We start from the raw sequence: 21,419 nt of genomic DNA on the forward strand, positions 1-21,419 counted from the left end.
GGCCCGGCAAGCTCTTGGTCACGCGAACGGGACGACGGCCTGACCCAGGCCGAAATCCACGCAAGACCGAACACCGGAAGTCCACGACGGGGGGCGCGAGATGAACACGCTGCACACCAGCAACAGCGCAGTGATCACGCGCCTGCACGACGTGAACGGGGGCCGGGGTTCCGAGAAGTCCGGTGCCGTGAGCGGGCGGGGGTGCGCTCGCGGCGCCGGACGTCAGCACACCGCGTACATGACGGTGGTTGACGGACACACGGGGGAGACGCACGGGGGAGCCGCGTACCGGGAGGAATCGGGGGAGCGGCGCTCACTGTCGGAGGTGGAGTTCACCGCCTACGTCCAGGAGCGCCGCGCCTCCCTGTACGCCACCGCCTACCACCTGACCGGTGACCGGTTCGAGGCCGAGGACCTGCTCCAGAGCGCGCTGTTCTCGACGTACCGGGCCTGGGACCGGATCAGCGACAAGGCGGCGGTCGGCGGATATCTCCGCCGCACCATGACGAATCTGCACATCAGCGCCTGGCGGCGGCGCAAGCTCAACGAGTACCCGACCGAGGAACTGCCGGAGACGCCCGGCGACACGGACGCCATGCGCGGCACCGAACTGCGCGCGGTCCTGTGGCAGGCGCTCGCCCGGCTGCCCGAACTCCAGCGCACCATGCTGGTCCTGCGCTACTACGAGGGCCGTACGGACCCGGAGATCGCGGAGATCCTCGACATCAGCGTCGGCACGGTCAAGTCCAGCATCTGGCGCTCGCTGCGCCGGCTGCGCGACGACGAGGTCCTCAGCTTCGGCCGTGACCAGGAGGACGCCTTCGGCGAACTGGTCGCCTGACGGACCGGTCGCCCGGAGGTTCGGGGGAGGGGAAGAAAAAAAGACCCTCGGGGGGTGTATCAGGGGGACGATACGGGGGTCTTGTCTACAGGGCCCGGGGGAAGCACCTGGCAGTAAGGGCCCTGGGGGGAAGCACGGGGGAGCAAGGTACGGGGGAGCACCACCGGGGGGACACGGGGGAAGCACGGGGGATGCAGGAGAAAAGAGAATAGAGGGAACACGGGGGAGCACCGCGGAGAGCGGGACTGGAGGGCCGGGGGGTCCGTCCAGTCCCGCTTTCTGTTGTCCGGTCCATGTGCCAGGGGTGACTACGGTGTGCTGCGCGCGCCCGCGCAGCGGCCCGCCGCCGCTGCCGCCAGGCGGCCCATCGCCTCGTCCCGGTCGCAGGGATGGGCGCCCAGACCGGTCTGGCGGGCGATGATCGAACGCTCGGTGCGCATCAGCCGCCAGCCGCGGCGCAGCAGGAACGCCACCGACTTGCGGCCCTCCCGCAGATCGCGCAGGAAACGGCGGCGGAACGTCTTCACCGGGCCCCGGTTCAGACAGAGCGCGTCGGCGAGCACCCCGAGATCCTGGCAGCGCCGCACTATCTCGGCGGCGAAGATGCCCTCCGCCACGAACAGCGGGGTCCGGCCGATGTCGACGGGGTCCTCGCCGGTGCGGGCGCTCAGCGCGATGTCGTAGACCGGGACCGTGGTACGGCCGGTGCGGCAGAGGTCGGTGATCGCGGTGACGGCCGCGTCCGCGTCCCAGGAGCCGGGGTCGTCCCAGTCAATGTCGGAGCTTCCCAGCACCTGCGGCAGCGTCGGGTCGTCGCCCTCCTTGTAGAAGTCGTCCAGGCGCAGCACCGGGAGGCCGGAGCGCTGTGCGAGCAGGGACTTGCCGGAGCCGGACGGGCCGCAGAGCAGCACGACGCGGGTGGGTATGGGCGGATGGGAACTCACGGGTCACCAGTCTGCGGCACGAGGGGGCGGTGAACGAGCCCGCGGGTCGGCTTTGAAGCGCGCGTCACACCTCAACTACCCTTTGTGTGGAAATGATTACTCTGGGTGAATGAAGGTGGTTGTGGTGTCTCTGCGTCAGACTTCGGTGGCGGTACTGGCCCTGGCGGGCGCGGTGGTGGGGGCGGCGCCGGGTGCGGCCGTCGCCGCGGGGGGTGAGCCGGTGCTGGACGTGATGCGTACGCGGCCGACCTCGCTGGGGAACGTGGACCCGGAGGCGGGGCTCACGGCGGCGGTGGGGGTGCTGCCGTATGTGACGGGGCCGGTGGCTGGGTTGAAGCCGAATCCGTTGGCGGGGACGGGGGTCGATCCTCTCGACAACGGGGTGGGGACTCAGCTGGCCGATTTTCAGCCGGTGACGTCGAAGATGCTTACCGGGCCGGTGGCGCAGGCGCCGTCTGTGGGGGGATTGCCGGTGGTGGGGCCGCTGCTTGGGGGTTAGTGCGGCGCCGTTGTGGCTGGTCGCGCAGTTCCTCCCCCAGAGGGGGTACCCCCAGCGCCCCCAAGACGCGGCCTACGGCCGCATTGGGGGCGCGGGGGACGGTTTTCAGTACGACGAGCCCGTCGCTCCCAGGGCTCCCGTCGGGTGCCAGACCGTCTTTGTTTCCAGGAAGGGGGTCATGCGGTCGATGCCCGGGGGTTCCGTGTAGTCCACGGGGTGGGGGCGCAGGACGCGTTTCAGGTTGTCGGCCGCCGCGATCTCCAGGTCCTTCGCGAGGGCGGGGTCCGCGCCTGCCAGGTCGATCGCGTTGACGTCCTGGTGGGTGGCGAGGGGCGTGGCGATCTCCGGTGTGCGGCCGGAGAGGATGTTGATCACTCCGCCGGGGACGTCGGAGGTGGCCAGGACCTCGGCCAGGGAGAGGGCCGGGAGCGGGGACTTCTCGCTGGCCACCACCACCGCGGTGTTGCCGGTCGCCACCACCGGGGCCACCACGCTGATCAGGCCCAGGAAGGACGAGTCCTGGGGGGCTACGACCGCTACCACTCCCGTCGGTTCGGGGGAGGAGAGGTTGAAGTACGGGCCCGCCACCGGGTTGGCGCCGCCGATCACCTGGGCGATCTTGTCGGTCCAGCCCGCGTACCAGACCCAGCGGTCGATCGCCGCGTCCACCACGGCCGCCGCCTTCGACTTGGACAGGCCCTCGGCCTGGGCGACCTCGCGGACGAACTGGTCGCGGCGGCCCTCCAGCATCTCGGCGACGCGGTAGAGGACCTGGCCCCGGTTGTAGGCGGTCGCGCCGGACCAGCCGCCGAACGCCTTGCGGGCGGCGACGACCGCGTCCCGGGCGTCCTTGCGGGAGGAGAGCGGGGCGTTCGCCAGCCATGCGCCCTTGGAGTCCGTCACCTCGTACACCCGGCCGCTCTCGGAACGCGGGAACTTCCCGCCGACGTACAGCTTGTAGGTCTTGAAGACAGACAGGCGATCAGACATCGAGGTATGCCTCCAGGCCGTGTCGGCCGCCCTCGCGGCCGTAGCCCGACTCCTTGTAGCCGCCGAAGGGCGAGGTCGGGTCGAACTTGTTGAAGGTGTTGGACCAGATCACGCCCGCGCGCAGCTTGTTCGCGACCGCGAGGATGCGGGAGCCCTTCTCCGTCCAGATGCCCGCCGACAGGCCGTACTGGGTGTTGTTCGCCTTGGCGACGGCCTCGTCGGGGGTGCGGAAGGTGAGGACGGACAGCACCGGGCCGAAGATCTCGTCGCGGGCGATGGTGTGGGCCTGGGTGACCTGGGTGAAGAGGGTCGGGGCGAACCAGTAGCCGGAGGAGGGGAGGTCGCAGGGGGCCGTCCAGCGTTCGGCGCCCTCGGCTTCGCCGGTGGCCGCGAGGGTGGTGATCCGGGCCAGCTGTTCGGCGGAGTTGATCGCGCCGATGTCGGTGTTCTTGTCCAGGGGGTCGCCCAGGCGCAGGGTGGTGAGGCGGCGCTTGAGGGAGTCGAGGAGTTCGTCGTGGATCGACTCCTGGACGAGGAGGCGGCTGCCCGCGCAGCAGACCTGGCCCTGGTTGAAGAAGATGCCGGTGACGATGCCCTCGACGGCCTGGTCGATCGGGGCGTCGTCGAAGACGATGTTGGCGCCCTTGCCGCCCAGCTCCAGCGTGAGCTTCTTGTCGGTGCCCGCGACCGTGCGGGCGATCTCCTTGCCGACCGCGGTGGAGCCGGTGAACGCCACCTTGTTCGCGTCCGGGTGGGCCACCAGGGCGGCGCCCGCGTCGCCGTAGCCGGGGAGGATGTTGACGACGCCCTTCGGCAGGCCCGCCTGGCGGCAGATGTCCGCGAAGAACAGGGCCGACAGGGGGGTCGTCTCGGCGGGCTTGAGGACCACCGTGTTGCCGGTGGCCAGCGCCGGGGCGATCTTCCACGCCAGCATCAGGAGGGGGAAGTTCCACGGGATGACCTGGGCGGCGACGCCCAGGGGGCGGGGGGCCGGGCCGAACCCGGCGTGGTCCAGCTTGTCCGCCCAGCCCGCGTAGTAGAAGAAGTGCGCGGCGACCAGGGGGAGGTCCGCGTCCCGGGTCTCCCGGATCGGCTTGCCGTTGTCCAGGGTCTCCAGGACCGCCAGCTCACGGCTGCGCTCCTGGATGATCCGGGCGATCCGGAACAGGTACTTGGCGCGCTCGGCGCCGGGCAGCGCCGACCAGGTGCCGAACGCCTTGCGGGCCGCCTTCACCGCCCGGTCCACGTCCTCCGGACCGGCCTGGGCGATCTCGGAGAGCACCTCCTCGGTGGACGGCGACACGGTCTTGAAGACCTTGCCGTCCGCCGCCTCGGTGAACTCGCCGTCGATGAACAGGCCGTACGAGGGGGCGATGTCGACGATCGCGCGGGACTCGGGCGCCGGTGCGTACTCGAATGCGGAAGCCATGGTGATCAGTCCACCGTCACGTAGTCGGGGCCGGAGTAGCGGCCGGTGGCCAGCTTCTGGCGCTGCATCAGCAGATCGTTGAGGAGGGACGAGGCGCCGAAGCGGAACCAGTGGTTGTCCAGCCAGTCCGGGCCCGCCGTCTCATTGACCAGGACCAGGAACTTCACCGCGTCCTTGCTGGTCCGGATGCCACCGGCCGGCTTGACGCCGACCTGCGTCCCGGTCTGCGCCCGGAAGTCCCGGACCGCCTCCAGCATGAGGAGGGTGTTGGCGGGGGTGGCGTTGACCGCGACCTTGCCGGTGGAGGTCTTGATGAAGTCGGCCCCGGCCAGCATCCCGAGCCAGCTCGCCCGGCGGATGTTGTCGTACGTCGACAGCTCGCCGGTCTCGAAGATGACCTTGAGGCGGGCCGTGCCGCACGCCTCCTTCACGGCCGTGATCTCCTCGTACACCTTCAGGAAGTGCCCGGCGAGGAAGGCGCCGCGGTCGATGACCATGTCGATCTCGTCGGCGCCCGCGGCGACCGCCTCGCGTACGTCCGCCAGCTTCACCAAGAGCGCGGCGCGGCCCGCGGGGAACGCGGTGGCGACCGAGGCGACCTTGACGCCGGAACCGGCCACCGCCTCCTTCGCGGTGGTCACCATGTCGGGATAGACACAGACCGCGGCCGTCGCCGGGGCCGTACGGTCCGTCGGGTCGGGGCGGACCGCCTTGGCGCCCAGCGCCCGGACCTTGCCGGGGGTGTCGGCGCCTTCCAGGGTCGTCAGGTCCACCATCGAGATCGCGAGGTCGATGGCGTACGCCTTGGCGGTGGTCTTGATGGAACGGGTGCCGAGCGAGGCGGCGCGCGCCTCCAGACCGACGGCGTCGACGCCGGGCAGCCCGTGCAGGAACCGCCGCAGCGAGCTGTCGGAGGCCGCCACGTCCGTGAGGGTGTGTGCAGTGGTGGGCATGGTCACCAGACGAGCATATCTACGCGCGTAGCGGCTGTATAGCCCGGGGACGGGACTTCGGCCGCTGGCCGGAGGGGTGAGGGGGCGGGGTGCTGGGCGGGTGGTGCGGATCGGCCGTGGGGCAGAATCTGACCCATGACCTCCACCAGCGACCGCATCTACCGCTCCCCGATGGCCCTGGTCGGCGGCGTGCTGCTGCTCGCCCTCGCCCTCTGGCTCGGCATCGACGCGATCGTCAACGGCGAGGGCCGCACGCCCTGGCTGGCGCTCGCCGCGCTGCTGGTCTTCGTGCCGGTCGTCACCGCGTTCACGCTGCGCCCGGCGGTGTACGCGGGCGAGGACCGGCTGCGGGTGCGCAATCCGCTGCGGGTGATCGTGCTGCCCTGGGGCGAGGTCGCCTCGCTGCGGTCCGGCTACACCAATGAGGTCGTCGCGAACTCGGGCGCCAAGTTCCAGCTCTGGGCGATCCCGGTGTCGCTGCGTGGGCGCAAGCGGGCCGCGCGGCGCGAGGACCGGCGCCAGGCCGAGCGGGCGGCGGCGGCCAGCGGCAAGAAGGTGCGCGGCGGGCTCTTCGGGGGCGGCGGCTCCGGTGCCGGGTTCGGCGGGGTCGACCCGAGGGTCGTCGACGACGGGGCCGGGCTCGCCGAGGGCGACCGGATCATGGCCGAGCTGCGGGAGATCCGCGAGGCCCGGGAGAAGGCGGCCGGGTCGCAGGGCGAGGTGAGCGTGCGGTGGGCGTACGAGGTCGCCGGGCCCGCGCTCGCGGGGGCGGTGCTGTTCGTGGTGCTGCTGGCGACGGGGTGACCCGCTCGTCCGGTCGGGGGGCGTACGACGCCGGGGCCCCGTCGGGCGCCGACGCCGTACGGCCTGGGGGAGACGGGTCAGCGGACGTCGACGTGGTCGCCCTCGGAGAGCGCGGCGGCGGTCGTGTCGGAACCGGCGTACGACCAGCGGTAGGTGCCGTCCTGGAACGCGCGGACCGTGGTGTTCAGAGTGCCGTCGGCGGCGGTCTGGACGGTCTTCACCGTCTTGAAGTCCCGGCAGCCCGGCTTGCGGAACTGGAGCTTCACCGGCTGTCCGGCCGCGGCGCCGCTCTGGCCGCCGGTCGCCCAGTCGGCGTGCCGCACGGCACCCGTGACGGTGAGGAGACGGCCCCGGCGGACCGGCTCGGGCGTGGCGTCCACCGTGACCGCCGTCGACCGCTTGACCGCGAACGTGGCCGCGCTGTCCTTGAAGACCGCGTCGCTGTCGGGGGCGATGGCGTAGGCGCTGACCCGCCAGGTACCGGCCTGTGCGGTGGTGGCCGGGGCGGTGCCCGGGGTGAGGGTGAAGGTCAGGGAGCAGGTGGTGGTCGTGGCCGTGGTCGGGCCGCAGGCGGTGGCCGGGGCGACCGAGACCTCGGGGGCGTCGATCGTGCCGCGGTACAGGGTGGCGTTGATCTGCTCCAGGCCGGACGGGTCGGTGGCGGTGATGTCGACGGTCACCGTTCTCGCGGTCGTGCCGACGACGACGGGCTGACCGCCGTTGACCGTGACGCCGGTGATCTCGGTGTCGCCGAACTGCTCGTCCGCGTGTGCGGCCGGAACGGCGAGGGCGGACAGGGCGACGACGCCACACGCGGCGGCGACAGCGGAGCTCATGCGCATACGAATTCCCCAATGTGAATGCACGACGTGAATGCACAACGGCCCGCCGAAAATCCCCCTGGCTGGCCGAATTGACGTGGGCAGCGTACTCATGCCGTGGAGATTTCGGAATCTTTTTGTGAGTGGGGGTGAGGGGTGCCTGCATTTCCTGATCCGGGAATGCGCGCGGAATATCCGGTGGGTCGATCCGGTGGAAAACCTAAGGGGAAATTCGGACCGAATTTCAGCGGACCTGGCGCCCACCTACGCGTACCGGTGCGCTTCGGCCAGCGGCAACGCGCCAAGAACAGCCTGGACATGAACAAGGGGCAACATTCGCATGAAGCATGCCGGATGCCGTTACCGAGGGCGATCGAGTATCACTCCCGTCTCACTAACCTGCCTGTGCCGCACGGCCGATGATTCGGCGTTGACTCGTGCAGCTTCCTGAAGTCGGGAACAGTCGGGAATCAGGGGAAACGCAGGGGTGGGGATGGATGGCGGGAAGAAAGGGCGGCGCTGCCGCTCCCGGCACGCGCTGTCATATAGACATCGGGGCAGACGGGACGTACGCATGGCGTCTGACGGCCACGAACGGACGGGTGATCGCCGTGGCGGCCCGGACGTACCGGGACTATGCCGAGTGCCGGGCCGCGTTCGAGCGGCTCTGTCTGGACGTCGCGGATTTACCGGGCGCGGTGCACCACACGACGGAGGGCAGCGGCTGGGTCTGGCGGCTGCGCGACCCGGGGGGCGGGGCGCTCGCCGTGTCGTCCCGGGCGTACGAGCGCCACTCGACCTGCCAGGCCGCGTACGAGCGGTTCCGGGCGCTGCTGGGTGAGCTGGGTTCCGGCGGGGCGATCTGCTGGGACGACATGGGGTAGGCGGGCGGGATCGTCCGTCAGGGGCGGGGCGCGATGCCCTGTCCGCGCGAGGGAGTGAGGAAGGGCCGGAGGCCGCCGGTAGGGGCGGGTCCGGTCCTTCACGCGTTCCCGGGCGGCACCGGCCGGTGCCGCGGCGGGTTCCCGACCCCCGGCGGGCGCGGTGTGCACGGTGTGTGTGTACGCCGCGTTCACGTCAACACCGGAAGTTGCCCCTCGGGGTGCTCCAGTTCACCTTTAGGGGCGCAGGTGTCCATCGGGCCTCAGGAGCGTCGACCCATGTGACGACGCGAATGGATGAGCGAGCGGTGGTGCCGGCGGACGACGGGCCGAGACGGCTGCACGTCGACCCCGGTCTGCCCGACCGGGTGTTCCGGGGCGTGCTGCGCGGCGGGGGCACCCTGGTGCTCGCGATCATGCTGCTGGTCGGCGGGTTCCTCACCTACCGCGCCTGGCAGGCGCTGGAGGTGGCCCGGTGGGGGTTCCTCACCACCGAGGCGTGGGAGCCCGAGGGCGGCAACTTCGGGATCGCGGCCGTACTGGTCGGCACCATCCTGATCGCCCTCGTCGCCATCGCCTTCGCCGTACCGCTCGCGCTCGGCACCGCGCTGTACATCTCCGAGTACGCGCCCGCCCGCATCAGACAGACCCTGATCAGCGTCGTGGATCTGATGGCGGCCGTGCCGTCCGTGGTCTACGGGCTGTGGGGGCTGTTCTTCTTCCAGGGGCATGTCGTCACCGTCTCGCGCTGGCTCTCCACGTACCTCGGATGGATACCGCTCTTCACGGTCGACGGCAGCGACCCCACCGACCCGCTGGCCACCGCGACCGTCTTCACCTCGTCCACCTTCATCGCGGGGATGGTCGTCTCGCTGATGGTCGCGCCGATCATCTGCTCGGTGATGCGGGAGGTGTTCTCGCAGGCGCCGGTCGGTGAGCGGGAGGGCGCCTACGCGCTGGGCGCCCATCGCTGGGGCATGATCCGCAGCGTCGTCCTGCCGTTCGGCAAGGGCGGCATGATCGGCGGCACCATGCTGGGCCTCGGCCGGGCGCTCGGCGAGACCATCGCCGTCTATCTGATCATCTCGCCGGTCTTCGAGATCCAGCCGCACCTTCTCCAGAACGGCACCAACTCGGTCTCCGCGCTGATCGCCCTGCGCTACGGCGAGGCCACCGAATTCGGCATGTCCGCGCTGATGGCCGCCGGCCTCGCGCTGTTCCTGATGACCCTCGTCGTCAACTTCGCCGCGTCGTCGATCGTCGCCCGCAGCCGCTCCGGCGCGGCGAGCGACTCCTGAGGAGACCGAGCCAGATGACCGTCACCACCGCGCAGAGCCCACCGGGCGGCACCCCCGAGCAACGGGACGCCCCCGCAACCGCGGCCACCGTGCTGCCCGCCCGGGAACGCGCGGGCCGCGCCCCCCGCGCCGAGTCCCGCCGCAACCTGGCCTCGCTGCGCGCCACCGATGTCTACGCGCTGCTCGGCGCGGGCGCCGCCGCGCTCTGTCTGACCTGGCTGCTGTTCGACCGGCTGCTGCCCTTCGACGGCGCCCTCGGCTTCGTCGTCATCGCGTACACGCTGTTCCTCGCCCTGTACGCGCTGCTGGTCTCGTTCGACGAGGACGGGCCCGCGGTCCGCGACCGGGTCGCCGCCGCCGTCGTGCAGAGCCTCGGCATCCTGATGCTGGCCGCGCTCGCCTTCGTGGTCGTCTACACGCTCTACGAGGGCCGTGAGGCGCTGCCGCATCCGAACTTCTACACCGAGTCCATGGCGGCGGCCGGTCCGCTGGAGCCGCTGGGCGTCGGCGGCATCCTGCACGCCGTCGTCGGCACCCTCTGGCAGATCGGTATCGCGCTGGTCATCTGCATCCCGGCCGGGCTGGTGTGCGCGGTGTTCCTGAACGAGATCCCGGGCCGGTTCAGCCGGTTCGTGCGGACCATCGTGGAGGCGATGACCGCGCTGCCGTCCATCGTGGCCGGGCTGTTCATCTACGCCACCTTCATCCTGGCGCTCGGCTTCGACCGGTCCGGGCTCGCCGCCGCGCTCGCCATCTCGGTGATGATGCTGCCGATCATCATCCGGGCGGCGGACGTGGTGATCCGGCTGGTGCCGGGCACCCTGCGGGAGGCGTCGTACGCGCTCGGCACCTCGCGGTGGCGGACGGTCTGGCATGTGGTGCTGCCCACCTCCCGCTCCGGGCTGACCACCGCCGTCATCCTCGGCACCGCGCGCGGGGTCGGCGAGACCTCGCCGGTGCTGCTGACCGCCGGATACACCGCCGAGCTGAACACCAATCCGCTGAAGGACCCGATGGTCTCGCTGCCGCTCGCCGCGTTCGAGCTGGTCAAGTCGCCGGAGGCCACCTATGTCGCCCGTGGGTTCGGGACCGCCGCGGTGCTGCTGGTGCTGGTGCTGATCCTGTTCGTGCTCGCCCGCTTCTTCGGCGGACGCGGTCCCGGACAGCTGACCCGCCGCCAGGAACACCGCCGGGTACGGGCCTCGCGCCGGGACGCCCGGCGGTTCGGCGCCCCCGGCGGCTCCTCCGGAGCCCGCGCCGCGACCTCCGGCGGCTCCTTGGCAGCCCGCGCCGCGGCCCTCGCCCGCGCCGGAGCCCGCCCCGACGCCCCCTCCGTACCGCCGTTCGGCACCACCACCGCACCGACGAGGAGCACCCCGTGATGTCCCCGACCGTCCGTCGTCCACGCGCGTCGCGCGGGTACCAGGCGCTGGCGCTGGCCGTCGCCCTGGTGTGCGTGCTGCTGGCGCTGAATCCGCCCCTCGCCCAGGCCGCGACCTACACCAAGATCAGCGGTTCCGGGTCGACCTGGAGCGCCAACGCCATCGAGCAGTGGCGGCGCAACGTCCGCCAGCAGGGCATGACGGTGAACTACGCGTCGGTCGGCTCCACCATCGGCCGCAACCAGTTCCGCGACGGCACCTCCGACTTCGGTGTCTCGGAGATCCCCTACGGGCTGACCGACCTCGGCAACACCGACGCGCCGCCGTCCCGGAAGTACGCGTACATGCCGATCGTGGCCGGTGGTACGGCGTTCATGTACAACCTGAGGATCGGCGGCCGGAAGGTCACCAATCTGCGGCTGTCCGGCGAGGTCCTCGCCAAGATCTTCACCGGCCGGGTCACCCTGTGGAACGCCCCGGAGATCAAGGCCGACAACCCGAAGCTGAACCTCCCGGCGCGCAAGATCGTCCCGGTCGTCCGGTCCGACGGCTCGGGCACGACCGCGCAGTTCACACTGTGGATGTCCAAGCGGCACGGGTCGCTGTGGAACGACTACTGCCGACGCGCGGGCAAGCCCACGCCCTGCGGTCTGACCTCGTACTTCCCCAACATCCCGGGCTCCGGATTCGTCTCCCAGTCCACCTCGCTCGGCGTCGCGGGCTACACCCGGCAGCCGCAGGCCGAGGGCGCGATCACCTATGTCGAGTACTCCTACGCGACCAACGCCGGGTTCCCGGTGGCCAAGGTGCTCAACGAGGCCGGTTACTACGTCGAGCCGACCGCCTCCAGTGTGGCGGTGGCGCTCACCAAGGCGAGGATCAACGACGATCCGCGGTCCTCGTCCTATCTGACCCAGAACCTGGACAGCGTCTACACCTTCGGCGACCGCCGCACCTACCCGCTCTCCAGCTACAGCTACATGATCATCCCGACCAAGGAGGAGATGGGCTTCACCAAGGCCAAGGGCCGTACCCTCAGCGCCTTCACCCACTACTTCCTCTGCGAGGGCCAGCAGCAGGCGGACCGGCTCGGGTACTCGCCGCTGCCGAAGAACCTGGTCGAGGCCGGGATGGAGCAGACCCGGAAGATCCCCGGCGCCGAGACCGAGTCGATCGACATCGACAAGTGCAACAACCCCACCTTCTCCGGGGGCCGCAACGTGCTGATCGAGAAGGCGCCCTACCCGCCCGCCTGCGACAAGCGGGGCAGCGATCAGTGCGCCACCGGCACGGGCGGCGCGAAGCAGCCGACGAACACCTCCTCGGGCGGCTCGACGGGCGGCTCCGCCAGCACCGGCGGGTCCTCCTCGACGGGCGGCTCCGCCGCGTCGGGCGGCGGCTCGGCGGCGACCGGAGGGTCCGGCTCGGGCGGTTCCGGCGGCACGACGGGGGACACCGACGGCTCTACGGGCGGTACGACCACCGGGGGCGCCGGGGACACGACGGGCGGTTCCGTCGTCGACCCCGACACCGGCGAGGTGATCAGCGGCGACCAGGCCACCGGGGACGCCTCGGTGGTCGCCGCGCCGGTGTCGCTGGGCACGGGGGACTCCCCGGGGCTGCGGACGGCACTGATGGCGCTGTCCGCGGTGCTGCTGGTCGGTGTCGTCGTGGGGCCGCCCGCGGTGGCACGGGCGCTGGCGGGGCGGGCGCGGCGCAAGGAGCGGTCGTGATGGGGGGACGGGGTGTGGGGACGGGACGTACGGGGGGCTTGGGGATGCGGCGCAGGGGGCTCGCGGGGATGCGGCGTACGGGGCTTGCGGGGCGGGCCCTGGCGGGGCTCTCGGGGATGTCCCGGAGGGGGAATTCCCTGAGGGTGATGTCCCTGAGGGTGATGTCCCGGACGGGGTTCTCGGGGGTGCGGCCCACCGGGCTCGCGGGAGCGTCCCGGACGGGGCTCCCGCTGACGCGGCGTACCGGGCCTGACGGGGCGGGTCCGGCGCGGAGCGCCGAGGTGACGGTGCCGGTGCCGGCGCCGGTCCCGGGGCCCGTGCGGCGCCGCCCCCGGCTGGTCGCCGCCGTGGGGGCGCTCCTCGCCGCGACCGTCGTGGCCCTGGTGCCGTTGCCCCCGGCCGGGTCCCCGGCGATGGCGGCTCAGGCGCCCGAGCCGTCGTCGGCGGTGACCAAGAGCGGCACGAAGGGGAGGTACGACGACTTCTCCGATCTGAAGGTGACGGTCCACCAGACCGAGGGGCTGCGCTCCCAGGGCGTCCGGGTCAGCTGGGAGGGCGGACGGGAGACGCTCCCGGGCAACGGGGCGTTCAATGTCAACTACCTCCAGATCATGCAGTGCTGGGGGGACGACCCGAGCGGACCCGACCCGGAGCAGTGCGTCTACGGCGCCTCCGAGAGCGTGGTGGCGGACGGCAAGGGCCGGGTCCTGGAGGTCGCGCAGGACCCCGCCGTCGGCGACCGCACCTATGTGCCGTTCCGCCCGGCCAACGGGGAACCGCCCACCAAGTCCGCCTACGACTACACCTACTTCGGTCCGCTGGACACCAATGAGCAGCCCGCGAACCTGACCTTCTCCGGCGGCACCGGCGAGACCGTCTTCGAGATGCAGGACGGCATCCAGTCCGACTACCTCGGCTGCGGGGTGAACACCGCGCCCGAGGGCGGCGCGCCGGATCCGCGCGGCTGCTGGCTGGTGGTCGTGCCGCGCGGGGTCCACCAGGCGGACGGCACCGAGGTCACGGCACCGAGCAGCGGCAAGCTCATCACCTCGCCGCTCTCCCCGGCCAACTGGGCCGGGCGGATCGTCTTCCCGCTGGAGTTCCTCCAGGTCGACCAGTTCTGCCCGGCGGGGCAGGTCGAGCGGCCGACCATCGGCTCCGAGCTGGTCACCGACGCCCTGACGTCCTGGCAGCCCAGGCTGTGCACCTCGACCGGCAGCACCTTCGGCTTCACCACCGCCGGTGAGGAGCTGGCGCGCAACCAGGTGCTCGGCACGACGGCCGAACAGCCGACGCTGGGCTTCACCGTCGACCCGGTGGAGCCGCCCGAGGGCGCGCCGGACGTGGTGCACGCCCCGGTCGCGGTGTCCGGGCTCGCCATCGTGTTCTTCATCGAGGGACCGAACGGTGTGTTCAAGGAGCTGAAACTCACTCCACGCCTGGTCGCCAAAATGCTCACCCATTCGTACCGGAACGATGTGGCGTTCGCCCCGCCGCCCGAGCATCTCAAGGACAATCCGGCGAACTATCTGGACGACCCGGAATTCCTTGCGTTCAATCCTGAATTCCGGGACATCGCCCGCCAGCCGATGAGCCTGATCGTGCCGCTGGTGAACTCGGACACCAGCCGGGTGGTCTGGAACTGGCTCCAGGCCGACCAGGAGGCCCGTGACTTCCTCGCCGGGAAGCCGGACCCGGACGGGATGAGGATCAACCCGTACTTCGGCGAACTGGAGCTGGCCACCAACACCACCCTGAACGACTTCCCCAAGGTCGACCCGACGAAGGGCGTCGCCTCCGGCATCGGAGCCGAACTCCCCTACACGATCCTGGACATCGCCCCGTACGCGGCCGATCTGCACGACGCCACCGTGCGCGCCCGGCGCGGCAACAACAACCGGACCATCACCTATCAGCTGGACAGCACCACCAGCCGGCCCAAGCTGGCCAACGACCCGCCGTGGCCGGGCCGCCGCGCGGTGATGGCCATCGTCGACATCGCCTCCGCGGACCGCTACGGACTGCCCACGGCCAGTCTGCGCAACGCCGGCGGCACCTTCGTGAAGCCGTCCTCAAGCGCCCTGCTCGCGGCGGTCGACGGTATGCGGCCGACGGCCGGCGACCCCGGGGTGCTGAAGCCCGACCCGGCGCGGGTCACCGGCCAGGCGTACCCGCTCACGGCGGTCGCCTACGCCGCCGCCTCGGTGGACCAGGACAAGAAGGCCCGCACGGCGTACGCCGAACTCATCCGGTACGCGGCCGGTCCGGGGCAGACGCCGGGGCTCTCCGCGGGGGAGCTGCCGCACGGGTACGCCCCGCTCCCGGCCGAGCTGCGCACCCGCGCCCGGACGGCCGCCGACGACCTGGAACGCGGGGCGGCCTCCGACCCCTCGGGCACCCCGGACCCCGGTGACCCGGGCGGGTCCGGCGGCGCGGCGGGCGGTTCCTCCGAGACCGGGGGCGGCACCGGAGGCGGCACGGGCGGCACAGGCGGCACGGACGGCGGCGGCACGACCGGCGGGGACGGCACCGACGACCCCTCGGCGTCCGCCCCGGCCGCCGCGGACGGATCGGCGCCGCCCTCCGCCGGACCCCGGCAGAACGTGGCCGACTCCCCGGGCGGATTCACCCCGGGACAGATTCTGGGAATTGTCCGCTGGGTTCTTCTCGCCGTTCTCATTCTCGGCGGAACGGCCGCGCTTTCCGGTCCCATAATGCTGCGCCTCGCCCATCGCCGGACCCCATAGGAGACACCTAGGAAGCCTGCTCGTAACCTTTCCCTCGCTGGGAATTGGTGGCCCCCGAAGCGGAATCTTGGAAATGTATGCGGTGGTCGATCGACGGGTCGGCAGCAATGAAATCCGGATTTGCTTGAACGTCCAGTCTTCGAAATCCGAAACAGGGAGATCAGAAGTGAACGTCAAGTCTCGCGCCAAGGTCGGCGCCGCGGTTCTCGGTGTCGCGGCCCTCGGTGTCGGTGTCCTGTCCACCCCGGCCGCGGCGGACTACACCACGCCGCCGTTCCGCCCGCTGGCCGGTGTCGGCTCCGACACCACGCAGTATGTGCTGAACGGCCTGGGCGATGTCGTGCTGAACACCAGCGGCGGCAAGATCGTCGGTTCCTGGAACGCCACCGGCTCCGCCACGATCACCCCGAAGGACGCCACCGTCGCGGCCACCGCGCACTGCGGCGGCATCAACCGCCCGAACGGCTCCTCGGCCGGCATCGACAGACTGATCCTCGATGTCAACAACACGGCCCAGGCCGACTGTGTGGACTTCGCCCGCTCCTCGCGCGGCCCGGTGACCGCCGGTCCGAACCTCACCTGGATTCCGTTCGGCAAGGACGCGGTGACCTACGCGACCGACCTGGGCAGCACCCTGCCGACCAACCTGAGCGTCGCCCAGCTCGCGTCGATCTACAAGACCTGCACCTTCGTGGACGCCGGTGTCACCAAGACCGTGTCCAAGGCGCTGCTGCCGCAGGCCGGTTCCGGCACCCGCACCTACTGGCTCCAGTCCATCGGTGTCACCGAGACGGAGATCACCGCCGCCAAGGCGGCCGGCTGCGTCGACGACTCGGTCCAGGAGCACGACGGCATCGCCATCGCCAACGGCACCCAGATCATGCCGTACTCGGTCGCCCAGTGGATCGCCCAGGGCAAGGGCTTCGCGGACGTCCCCAACCGCCGCGGCGAGTCCCGGCTGCGCAACATCGCGGGCGTCGCCCCGACCACCGGCTCCGGCACCACGCTGGCCCTGAACCCCAACTTCACCTTCGCCCGGGACGTCTACAACGTCGTCTCCAGCGCCCGCCTCAGCGACCCCAACATCCAGCGCGCGTTCGTCGGCGCGAGCTCCCAGGTCTGCCAGAACCTCGCCACCATCAAGAACTACGGCTTCGGCGACCTGGCCGCCGACTCCGCGCCGTCCAACTGCGGTGACACCAACACCACCGGCAACCGGTAGGCACTGATCGCCCTCCGACCCACCCCGTGACGGCCGGGCACCCACCAGGTGCCCGGCCCGACGCGCTGCCGCCGTTCCTCCGTCCTCCCTTCGATCTCCCTTCCAGGTTCCATCCGATCTCGACGCCCCCGGGGGCCCAGCAGATGACCGTGCGTCAACCCTTCCGAAGAGCAGCCGCGTTCCTCGCCGTCTGCGCAGTGCTCGCCGCGGGCGTCGTGGCACTGATCGCGTCCCAGACCCAGCCCGCCCGCGCGGACTCCCTCGGGGAGTTCACCCTCGCGCCGAGCGGTTCGCTGTCCGACCCGGAGCCGTTCGGCGCGGAGCTCGGCATCCCCGGCACCTGCCCCGACTACACGGTGGAGGACATCAACTGGAACACCAACCTCAACCTGTACGCCGTACAGGCGGACGGCACGGAGGTCGCCACGCTGGTCGGGATCACCGAGGGCGGCCCGTACACCGGGGCCGCCGAGGGCATCTCGCTGAAGGCGGCGGACAACCCGGGCATGGCCGTCCACGACCCCGCCGCCGTCCTGACCGGTGACGGGACCTACGAGCTACGGGTCTACTGCGTCGACAGCTGGGGCCTGGAACGGCCCACCGAGGAACAGGTGCCCGGCAACCCCTACTGGTCCCAGAAGATCACCGTCACCGGCACCACCTGGGTGCGGGGCGAGGGCGCGCGGGCGACCACCACCCAGATGACCTACAGCCCCACCACCGTGGAGCCCGGCGGGACGACCAAGCTGACCGCGACCGTCGCCCCCGGCGAAGCCGTCGGCAGTGTGACCTTCCTGGACGGCGAGACCAGCCTCGGCCAGGCGGCCGTGGCCGACGGCAAGGCCGAACTGACCACGTCGGCCCTGACCGAGGGACGGCACGACTTCAGCGCCCGGTTCGTCCCGGCCGACAGCGGCACCTGGGGCGCCTCCCAGTCGGAGAGCCTCCCGGTGGTCGTGCAGGCGCCCCGGGTCGAGTTCCAGAACGCGCGGGGCGAGCGGCTGCCGGGCGTGCCCCGGCTGGAGCGCGGCCAGCAGGTGAAGCTGATCGTCCGCGGCTGCGAGGCGGGCACCGGCTACCCGCTGACCCTGGCGAACCACGACGCCGAGTTCCCCGACGGCACCGCCGACGCGGGCGGCACGGTCACCTGGGACTCCCTCACCATCCCCGAGGACGGCGTGGCGGGGAACAACGCCTTCAACTGGACCCCGGCGTGCGCCGCCGGAGCCGCGAGCCAGGCGCCGTTCACCCTCGCCGAGCCCTCCGACTCCCCGAGCCCCACCGACGACCCCTCCGGCGACCCCACCGACGACCCGACGGACGACCCCACGGACGACCCGACGGACGACCCGACCGACGACCCGACGGACGACCCGGGCGGCGACACCTCCGGTACGACGTCCGGCGCCACCGGCGGCGACAGCACCGGCGGCTCGACCGGCGGCGGCTCCCCGCAGGGCGGTCTCGCCTCCACGGGTGCGCAGGTCGCCCTGGTCTCCGGCATCGGGGCGGTCGTCCTGGTCGCGGCCGGGATCTTCGCCGTCCGCTTCGGCCGCCGCAACGGGCTGCTGCACTTCGGCGAGAACCGCGGCTGACGCCCACCGCACCTTGCGCGCGGGCGGCGGGCCCCCACCCCGCCGCCCGCGCGCGTCCCCGTCCACGCCCGCCCACTCCCGAGGAGCGCACCCCGTGACCGTGCTGTCCCCGCCCCCGCCGGCCGTGGCGCCACCGGCCCCGGCGCCCCCGCCCGAGCCCGTGCCCGGCGCCGGACCGCCGTCCGCCGACCGCGCCGGGTTCGCGTTCGCCGGGGCCGCCCTGTGCGTGCTCGCCGCCCTGCTGCTCGGCTTCGCCGCCCACCTCACCGTCGTAGGGCATCTCCAGCACACCCGCGACCAGCAGACGGCGTACGACGAGTTCCGCCGTCAGCTCGCCCTCGGGATCGCCCCGGTGGGACAGCGGACGTACGAGGGTGAGCTGCTCGCCCCCGGTGCGCCCGTGGCGCTGCTGCGCATCCCCGCGCTCGGGCTGGAGGAGGTGGTCGCCGAGGGCACCACTTCCGGAATCCTGATGTCCGGACCAGGGCACCGGCGGGACACCCCGCTGCCCGGACAGGCCGGGACCAGCCTGATCATGGGCCGCCAGTGGGGATTCGGCAGCCCGTTCAACGATCTGCGCCAGCTCCCGCCCGGCACCGAGATCCGGCTGACGACGGGCCAGGGCACCGCCACCTACGAGGTGACCGCGCTGCGCCGGGCGGGCGACCCGCTGCCGCCCGCCCTGAGGGAGGGCGAGGGACGGCTCACGCTGATCACCGCCGACGGCGGGCCGTACACGCCCTCCGGGACCCTCCGGGTCGACGCCGAACTGACCAGCGAGGTCCAGCCCGCGCCGCCGCGTCCGCTGGCGCCCGGCTGGATCGACGGGTCCGAGCAGGCCATGGGCACCGAGAGCGCCGCCTGGCTGCCGGTCTTCCTCTGGTCGCAGGCGCTGCTGATCGCCGCCCTGCTCACCATGGCCGCGCACCGCGTCTGGGGCCGCTGGCAGACCTGGATCACCGGGGTGCCCGTGCTCGCCGCGTTCGGTCTCGCCGTCTCCGGCGCCGCCACCCGTCTGCTGCCCAACCTGCTCTGATCCCCGAGGAGTCCCACCGATGTCCGACACCACCGACACCACCCCCCTCCAGGCCGCCACCGCCCTCGTCGACGAGATCGCCGACCCGACGCGGAAGCTGCCGGCGGTCACGCCCCGCGGGGCCGGGGCGAGCACGGCGCGGAGCGACCCCGCCACGCTGGAGGCCGACGCGGTCTCGGCGTGGTTCGGCACCCACAAGGTCCTGGAGCAGGTGTCCCTGGCCATGCCCGCCCGGCAGGTCACCGCGCTCATCGGCCCGTCCGGCTGCGGCAAGTCCACCTTCCTGCGCATCCTCAACCGGATGCACGAACTGGTCGGTTCGGCCGCCCTGTCCGGCCGGGTCCTGCTGGACGGCGACGACATCTACGACCGGGGCCGCCGCATCACCCACGCCCGCCGGAACATCGGCATGGTCTTCCAGAAGCCCAACCCGTTCCCCGCGATGTCGATCTACGACAACGTCACCGCCGGTCTCAAGCTCAGCGGCGTCAAGGCGGGCCGCGACGACAAGGACCGGCTGGTCGAGGAGTGCCTCACCAAGGCGGGTCTGTGGAAGGAGGTCCGCGACCGGCTCCGCCAGCCCGGCGGCGCCCTCTCCGGCGGCCAGCAGCAGCGGCTGTGCATCGCCCGCTCCCTTGCGGTACGGCCCCGGGTGCTGCTCATGGACGAACCCTGCTCGGCGCTCGACCCCACCTCGACCCGCCGGATCGAGGAGACCATCCACGAGCTGAAGTCCGAGGTGACCATCGTCATCGTCACCCACAACATGCAGCAGGCCGCCCGCGTCTCCGACCAGTGCGCCTTCTTCCTCGCGGAGCAGGGCACGCCGGGCGTGATCGTCGAACACGGCGGTACGGACGCCATGTTCCACAGCCCGCGGGACCCGAGGACGACGGACTACGTCAACGGCCGCTTCGGCTAGCCCGCGAGTCCCCCCGTATCTGTCCCCTCCGTATCCCGCCCCGCCCGTCGCAAGGAGTCGCCGTCATGTCCCGTCCGCCGACCGGACCCCTCCGCCGGACGCGCACCCGGCGTGGCCTGCGCGGCGCCTGTGTCGCGACGGTCGCCACCGTCGCCGCGGCCCTGCTCACCGCCGGTTCCCAGGCACCGGGAGCCCCCGGCGCCGCTCCGGCCGCGCGGGACGACGGCACGGGCGTGCCCGGCGGTTCGGTCCCGCCGGACGCCCCGCTGCCGGACGTGCCCTCCCAGGGCGACGGCTCCTACCACGTCGAACTCCCGCCGCTGAAGGACGTGGCGGCCGTCGAGCGGGCCGCCGCCTCCGGCGCCCCGGCTGGGCGTGTCGCCGCCGAGGCCGGGCTCCCCGTCACCGTGTCCGCCGCATACCAGCGAGCCGAGCGGTCCGTCGGCCGTACCGACCCGGGCTGCGGGCTGCGCTGGGAACTCCTCGCCGCGATCGGCAAGGTCGAGTCGGGCCACGCGGGCGGCGGCGCGGTGGACGCCGACGGGACCACCCTCACCCGGATCACCGGGCCCGCCCTCGACGGCGACGGCTTCGCGCTGATCCTGGACAGCGAGGGCGGCGCCTGGGACGGGGACACCGTCTACGACCGGGCCGTCGGGCCGATGCAGTTCCTGCCGACCACCTGGAAGACCTGGGGCGCCGACGGCAACGGCGACGGCGTGTCCGACCCGGACAATGTCTTCGACGCCGCCCTCGCCGCCGGGCACTACCTCTGCGCCGGTGACCGGGACCTGGGCACGGCGGACGGCCTGGAACGCGCGATCCTCAGCTACAACCACTCACGCGACTATCTGCGCCTCGTGCTCGGCTGGACGGAGTTCTATCTGCGGGGCGTGCACACCGTCCCCGACGGCACCGCGCCCGTCCCGGCCAGCCCCGGCGCGGGCAGCGGCACGCCCGCCACCGGCCGGGTCGGCGAGAAGGACACCGGCACCGGGCGCGCCGCCACCGACCGGCCGACGCCCGCACCACCACGCCCGGTGACACTCACCCCGGTCGACCCGACCCCGACGAGCGCCCCGACGACCCCCGCCCCGCGGCCGACCCCGACCCCGACCCGGACCCCGACAGCCACGCCCAGCCCGACCCCGACGCCGACCCCGGACCCCGAGCCGACGCCGAGCCCGGAACCGACCCCGACGCCGACCCCGACGCCCACCGAGTCCCCGGCCCCCTCACCGACCCTGACCCCGGACCCGGAGACGGAACCGGAGGCGACAACCCCCTCCAACACCCCGTCCCCGAGCACCGGCTGAGCGGCC

The 21,419-nt window shown here is 72.0% G+C and carries 18 protein-coding genes; 13 read left to right on the forward strand and 5 right to left on the reverse strand.

All coding sequences use genetic code 11. The annotated features are described in order from the left end of the window. Nucleotides 1-100: 100 nt before the first annotated feature. A complete protein-coding gene (locus AB0D49_RS03665; protein WP_362750058.1) occupies nt 101-841 on the forward strand; it encodes a SigE family RNA polymerase sigma factor in 741 nt (246 codons plus the stop codon). A 308-nt stretch (nt 842-1,149) separates the two neighbouring features. Here AB0D49_RS03665 and AB0D49_RS03670 read toward each other — a convergent pair whose 3' ends face one another. Next, on the reverse strand, nt 1,150-1,785 hold the full coding sequence (locus AB0D49_RS03670) for a uridine kinase (protein WP_362750061.1): 636 nt from the start codon (nt 1,783-1,785) through the stop codon (nt 1,150-1,152). A gap of 109 nt (nt 1,786-1,894) precedes the next feature. On the opposite strand from AB0D49_RS03670, the gene AB0D49_RS03675 reads away from it, so the two are divergent. Then, nucleotides 1,895-2,284, forward strand: a complete 390-nt coding sequence (locus tag AB0D49_RS03675; protein ID WP_362750065.1) for a hypothetical protein — start codon at nt 1,895-1,897, stop codon at nt 2,282-2,284. 105 nt (nt 2,285-2,389) lie between these two features. Here the strand turns inward: AB0D49_RS03675 and AB0D49_RS03680 are convergent, their stop codons facing one another. From AB0D49_RS03680 to deoC, 3 genes are read right to left on the reverse strand one after another with little or no spacing between them, the layout of a single operon-like run. Next, on the reverse strand, nt 2,390-3,274 hold the full coding sequence (locus AB0D49_RS03680) for an aldehyde dehydrogenase family protein (protein ID WP_362750068.1): 885 nt from the start codon (nt 3,272-3,274) through the stop codon (nt 2,390-2,392). After that, a complete protein-coding gene (locus AB0D49_RS03685; protein ID WP_362750071.1) occupies nt 3,267-4,703 on the reverse strand; it encodes an aldehyde dehydrogenase family protein in 1,437 nt (478 codons plus the stop codon). The genes AB0D49_RS03680 and AB0D49_RS03685 overlap by 8 nt, the downstream gene beginning before the upstream one ends. A gap of 5 nt (nt 4,704-4,708) precedes the next feature. Continuing rightward, on the reverse strand, nt 4,709-5,656 hold the full coding sequence (gene deoC, locus AB0D49_RS03690; protein WP_362750759.1) for a deoxyribose-phosphate aldolase: 948 nt from the start codon (nt 5,654-5,656) through the stop codon (nt 4,709-4,711). A gap of 135 nt (nt 5,657-5,791) precedes the next feature. Between deoC and AB0D49_RS03695 the strand changes: the two genes are divergently transcribed. Further along, nucleotides 5,792-6,460, forward strand: a complete 669-nt coding sequence (locus tag AB0D49_RS03695) for a PH domain-containing protein (protein ID WP_362750074.1) — start codon at nt 5,792-5,794, stop codon at nt 6,458-6,460. Nucleotides 6,461-6,537: 77 nt separating this feature from the next. Here AB0D49_RS03695 and AB0D49_RS03700 read toward each other — a convergent pair whose 3' ends face one another. Beyond that, complete coding sequence (locus AB0D49_RS03700; protein ID WP_362750077.1) at nt 6,538-7,296, reverse strand: calcium-binding protein; 759 nt, start codon at nt 7,294-7,296, stop codon at nt 6,538-6,540. A gap of 482 nt (nt 7,297-7,778) precedes the next feature. Between AB0D49_RS03700 and AB0D49_RS03705 the strand changes: the two genes are divergently transcribed. The 10 genes from AB0D49_RS03705 to AB0D49_RS03750 all read left to right on the forward strand — a co-directional run bounded on the left by AB0D49_RS03705 (nt 7,779) and on the right by AB0D49_RS03750 (nt 21,413). After that, nucleotides 7,779-8,165: a DUF1508 domain-containing protein gene (locus AB0D49_RS03705; RefSeq protein WP_362750080.1), complete on the forward strand. Its 387-nt coding sequence runs from the start codon at nt 7,779-7,781 to the stop codon at nt 8,163-8,165. Between the two features lie 278 nt (nt 8,166-8,443). Next, nucleotides 8,444-9,460, forward strand: a complete 1,017-nt coding sequence (pstC, locus tag AB0D49_RS03710) for a phosphate ABC transporter permease subunit PstC (RefSeq protein ID WP_362750082.1) — start codon at nt 8,444-8,446, stop codon at nt 9,458-9,460. Between the two features lie 14 nt (nt 9,461-9,474). Beyond that, nucleotides 9,475-10,842 carry a phosphate ABC transporter permease PstA gene (gene pstA, locus AB0D49_RS03715; protein WP_362750085.1) on the forward strand — a complete coding sequence of 456 codons (1,368 nt, stop codon included), beginning with the start codon at nt 9,475-9,477 and terminating at the stop codon, nt 10,840-10,842. Then, nucleotides 10,842-12,575, forward strand: coding sequence for a phosphate ABC transporter substrate-binding protein PstS (gene pstS, locus AB0D49_RS03720; RefSeq protein ID WP_362750088.1), 1,734 nt, complete (start codon nt 10,842-10,844; stop codon nt 12,573-12,575). Before pstA ends, pstS begins: the two co-directional genes overlap by 1 nt. Nucleotides 12,576-12,856: 281 nt before the next feature. After that, on the forward strand, nt 12,857-15,322 hold the full coding sequence (locus AB0D49_RS03725) for a hypothetical protein (RefSeq protein ID WP_362750091.1): 2,466 nt from the start codon (nt 12,857-12,859) through the stop codon (nt 15,320-15,322). A gap of 166 nt (nt 15,323-15,488) precedes the next feature. Beyond that, the gene (locus tag AB0D49_RS03730; protein WP_362750094.1) at nt 15,489-16,544 is read left to right on the forward strand and encodes a hypothetical protein; all 1,056 of its coding nucleotides are present in this window, start codon (nt 15,489-15,491) and stop codon (nt 16,542-16,544) included. 149 nt (nt 16,545-16,693) lie between these two features. Beyond that, on the forward strand, nt 16,694-18,139 hold the full coding sequence (locus tag AB0D49_RS03735) for an Ig-like domain-containing protein (protein ID WP_362750097.1): 1,446 nt from the start codon (nt 16,694-16,696) through the stop codon (nt 18,137-18,139). Between the two features lie 94 nt (nt 18,140-18,233). Continuing rightward, complete coding sequence (locus tag AB0D49_RS03740) at nt 18,234-19,175, forward strand: class E sortase (RefSeq protein WP_362750100.1); 942 nt, start codon at nt 18,234-18,236, stop codon at nt 19,173-19,175. 19 nt (nt 19,176-19,194) lie between these two features. Further along, nucleotides 19,195-20,097 (forward strand): phosphate ABC transporter ATP-binding protein, encoded by a 903-nt coding sequence (locus tag AB0D49_RS03745; RefSeq protein ID WP_362750103.1) that lies wholly within the window; start codon nt 19,195-19,197, stop codon nt 20,095-20,097. A 65-nt stretch (nt 20,098-20,162) separates the two neighbouring features. Next, nucleotides 20,163-21,413: a hypothetical protein gene (locus AB0D49_RS03750; RefSeq protein WP_362750106.1), complete on the forward strand. Its 1,251-nt coding sequence runs from the start codon at nt 20,163-20,165 to the stop codon at nt 21,411-21,413. The last annotated feature ends 6 nt before the right edge of the window (nt 21,414-21,419 follow it).

This window comes from Streptomyces sp. NPDC048290, assembly GCF_040652095.1.
GTDB lineage: Bacteria > Actinomycetota > Actinomycetes > Streptomycetales > Streptomycetaceae > Streptomyces.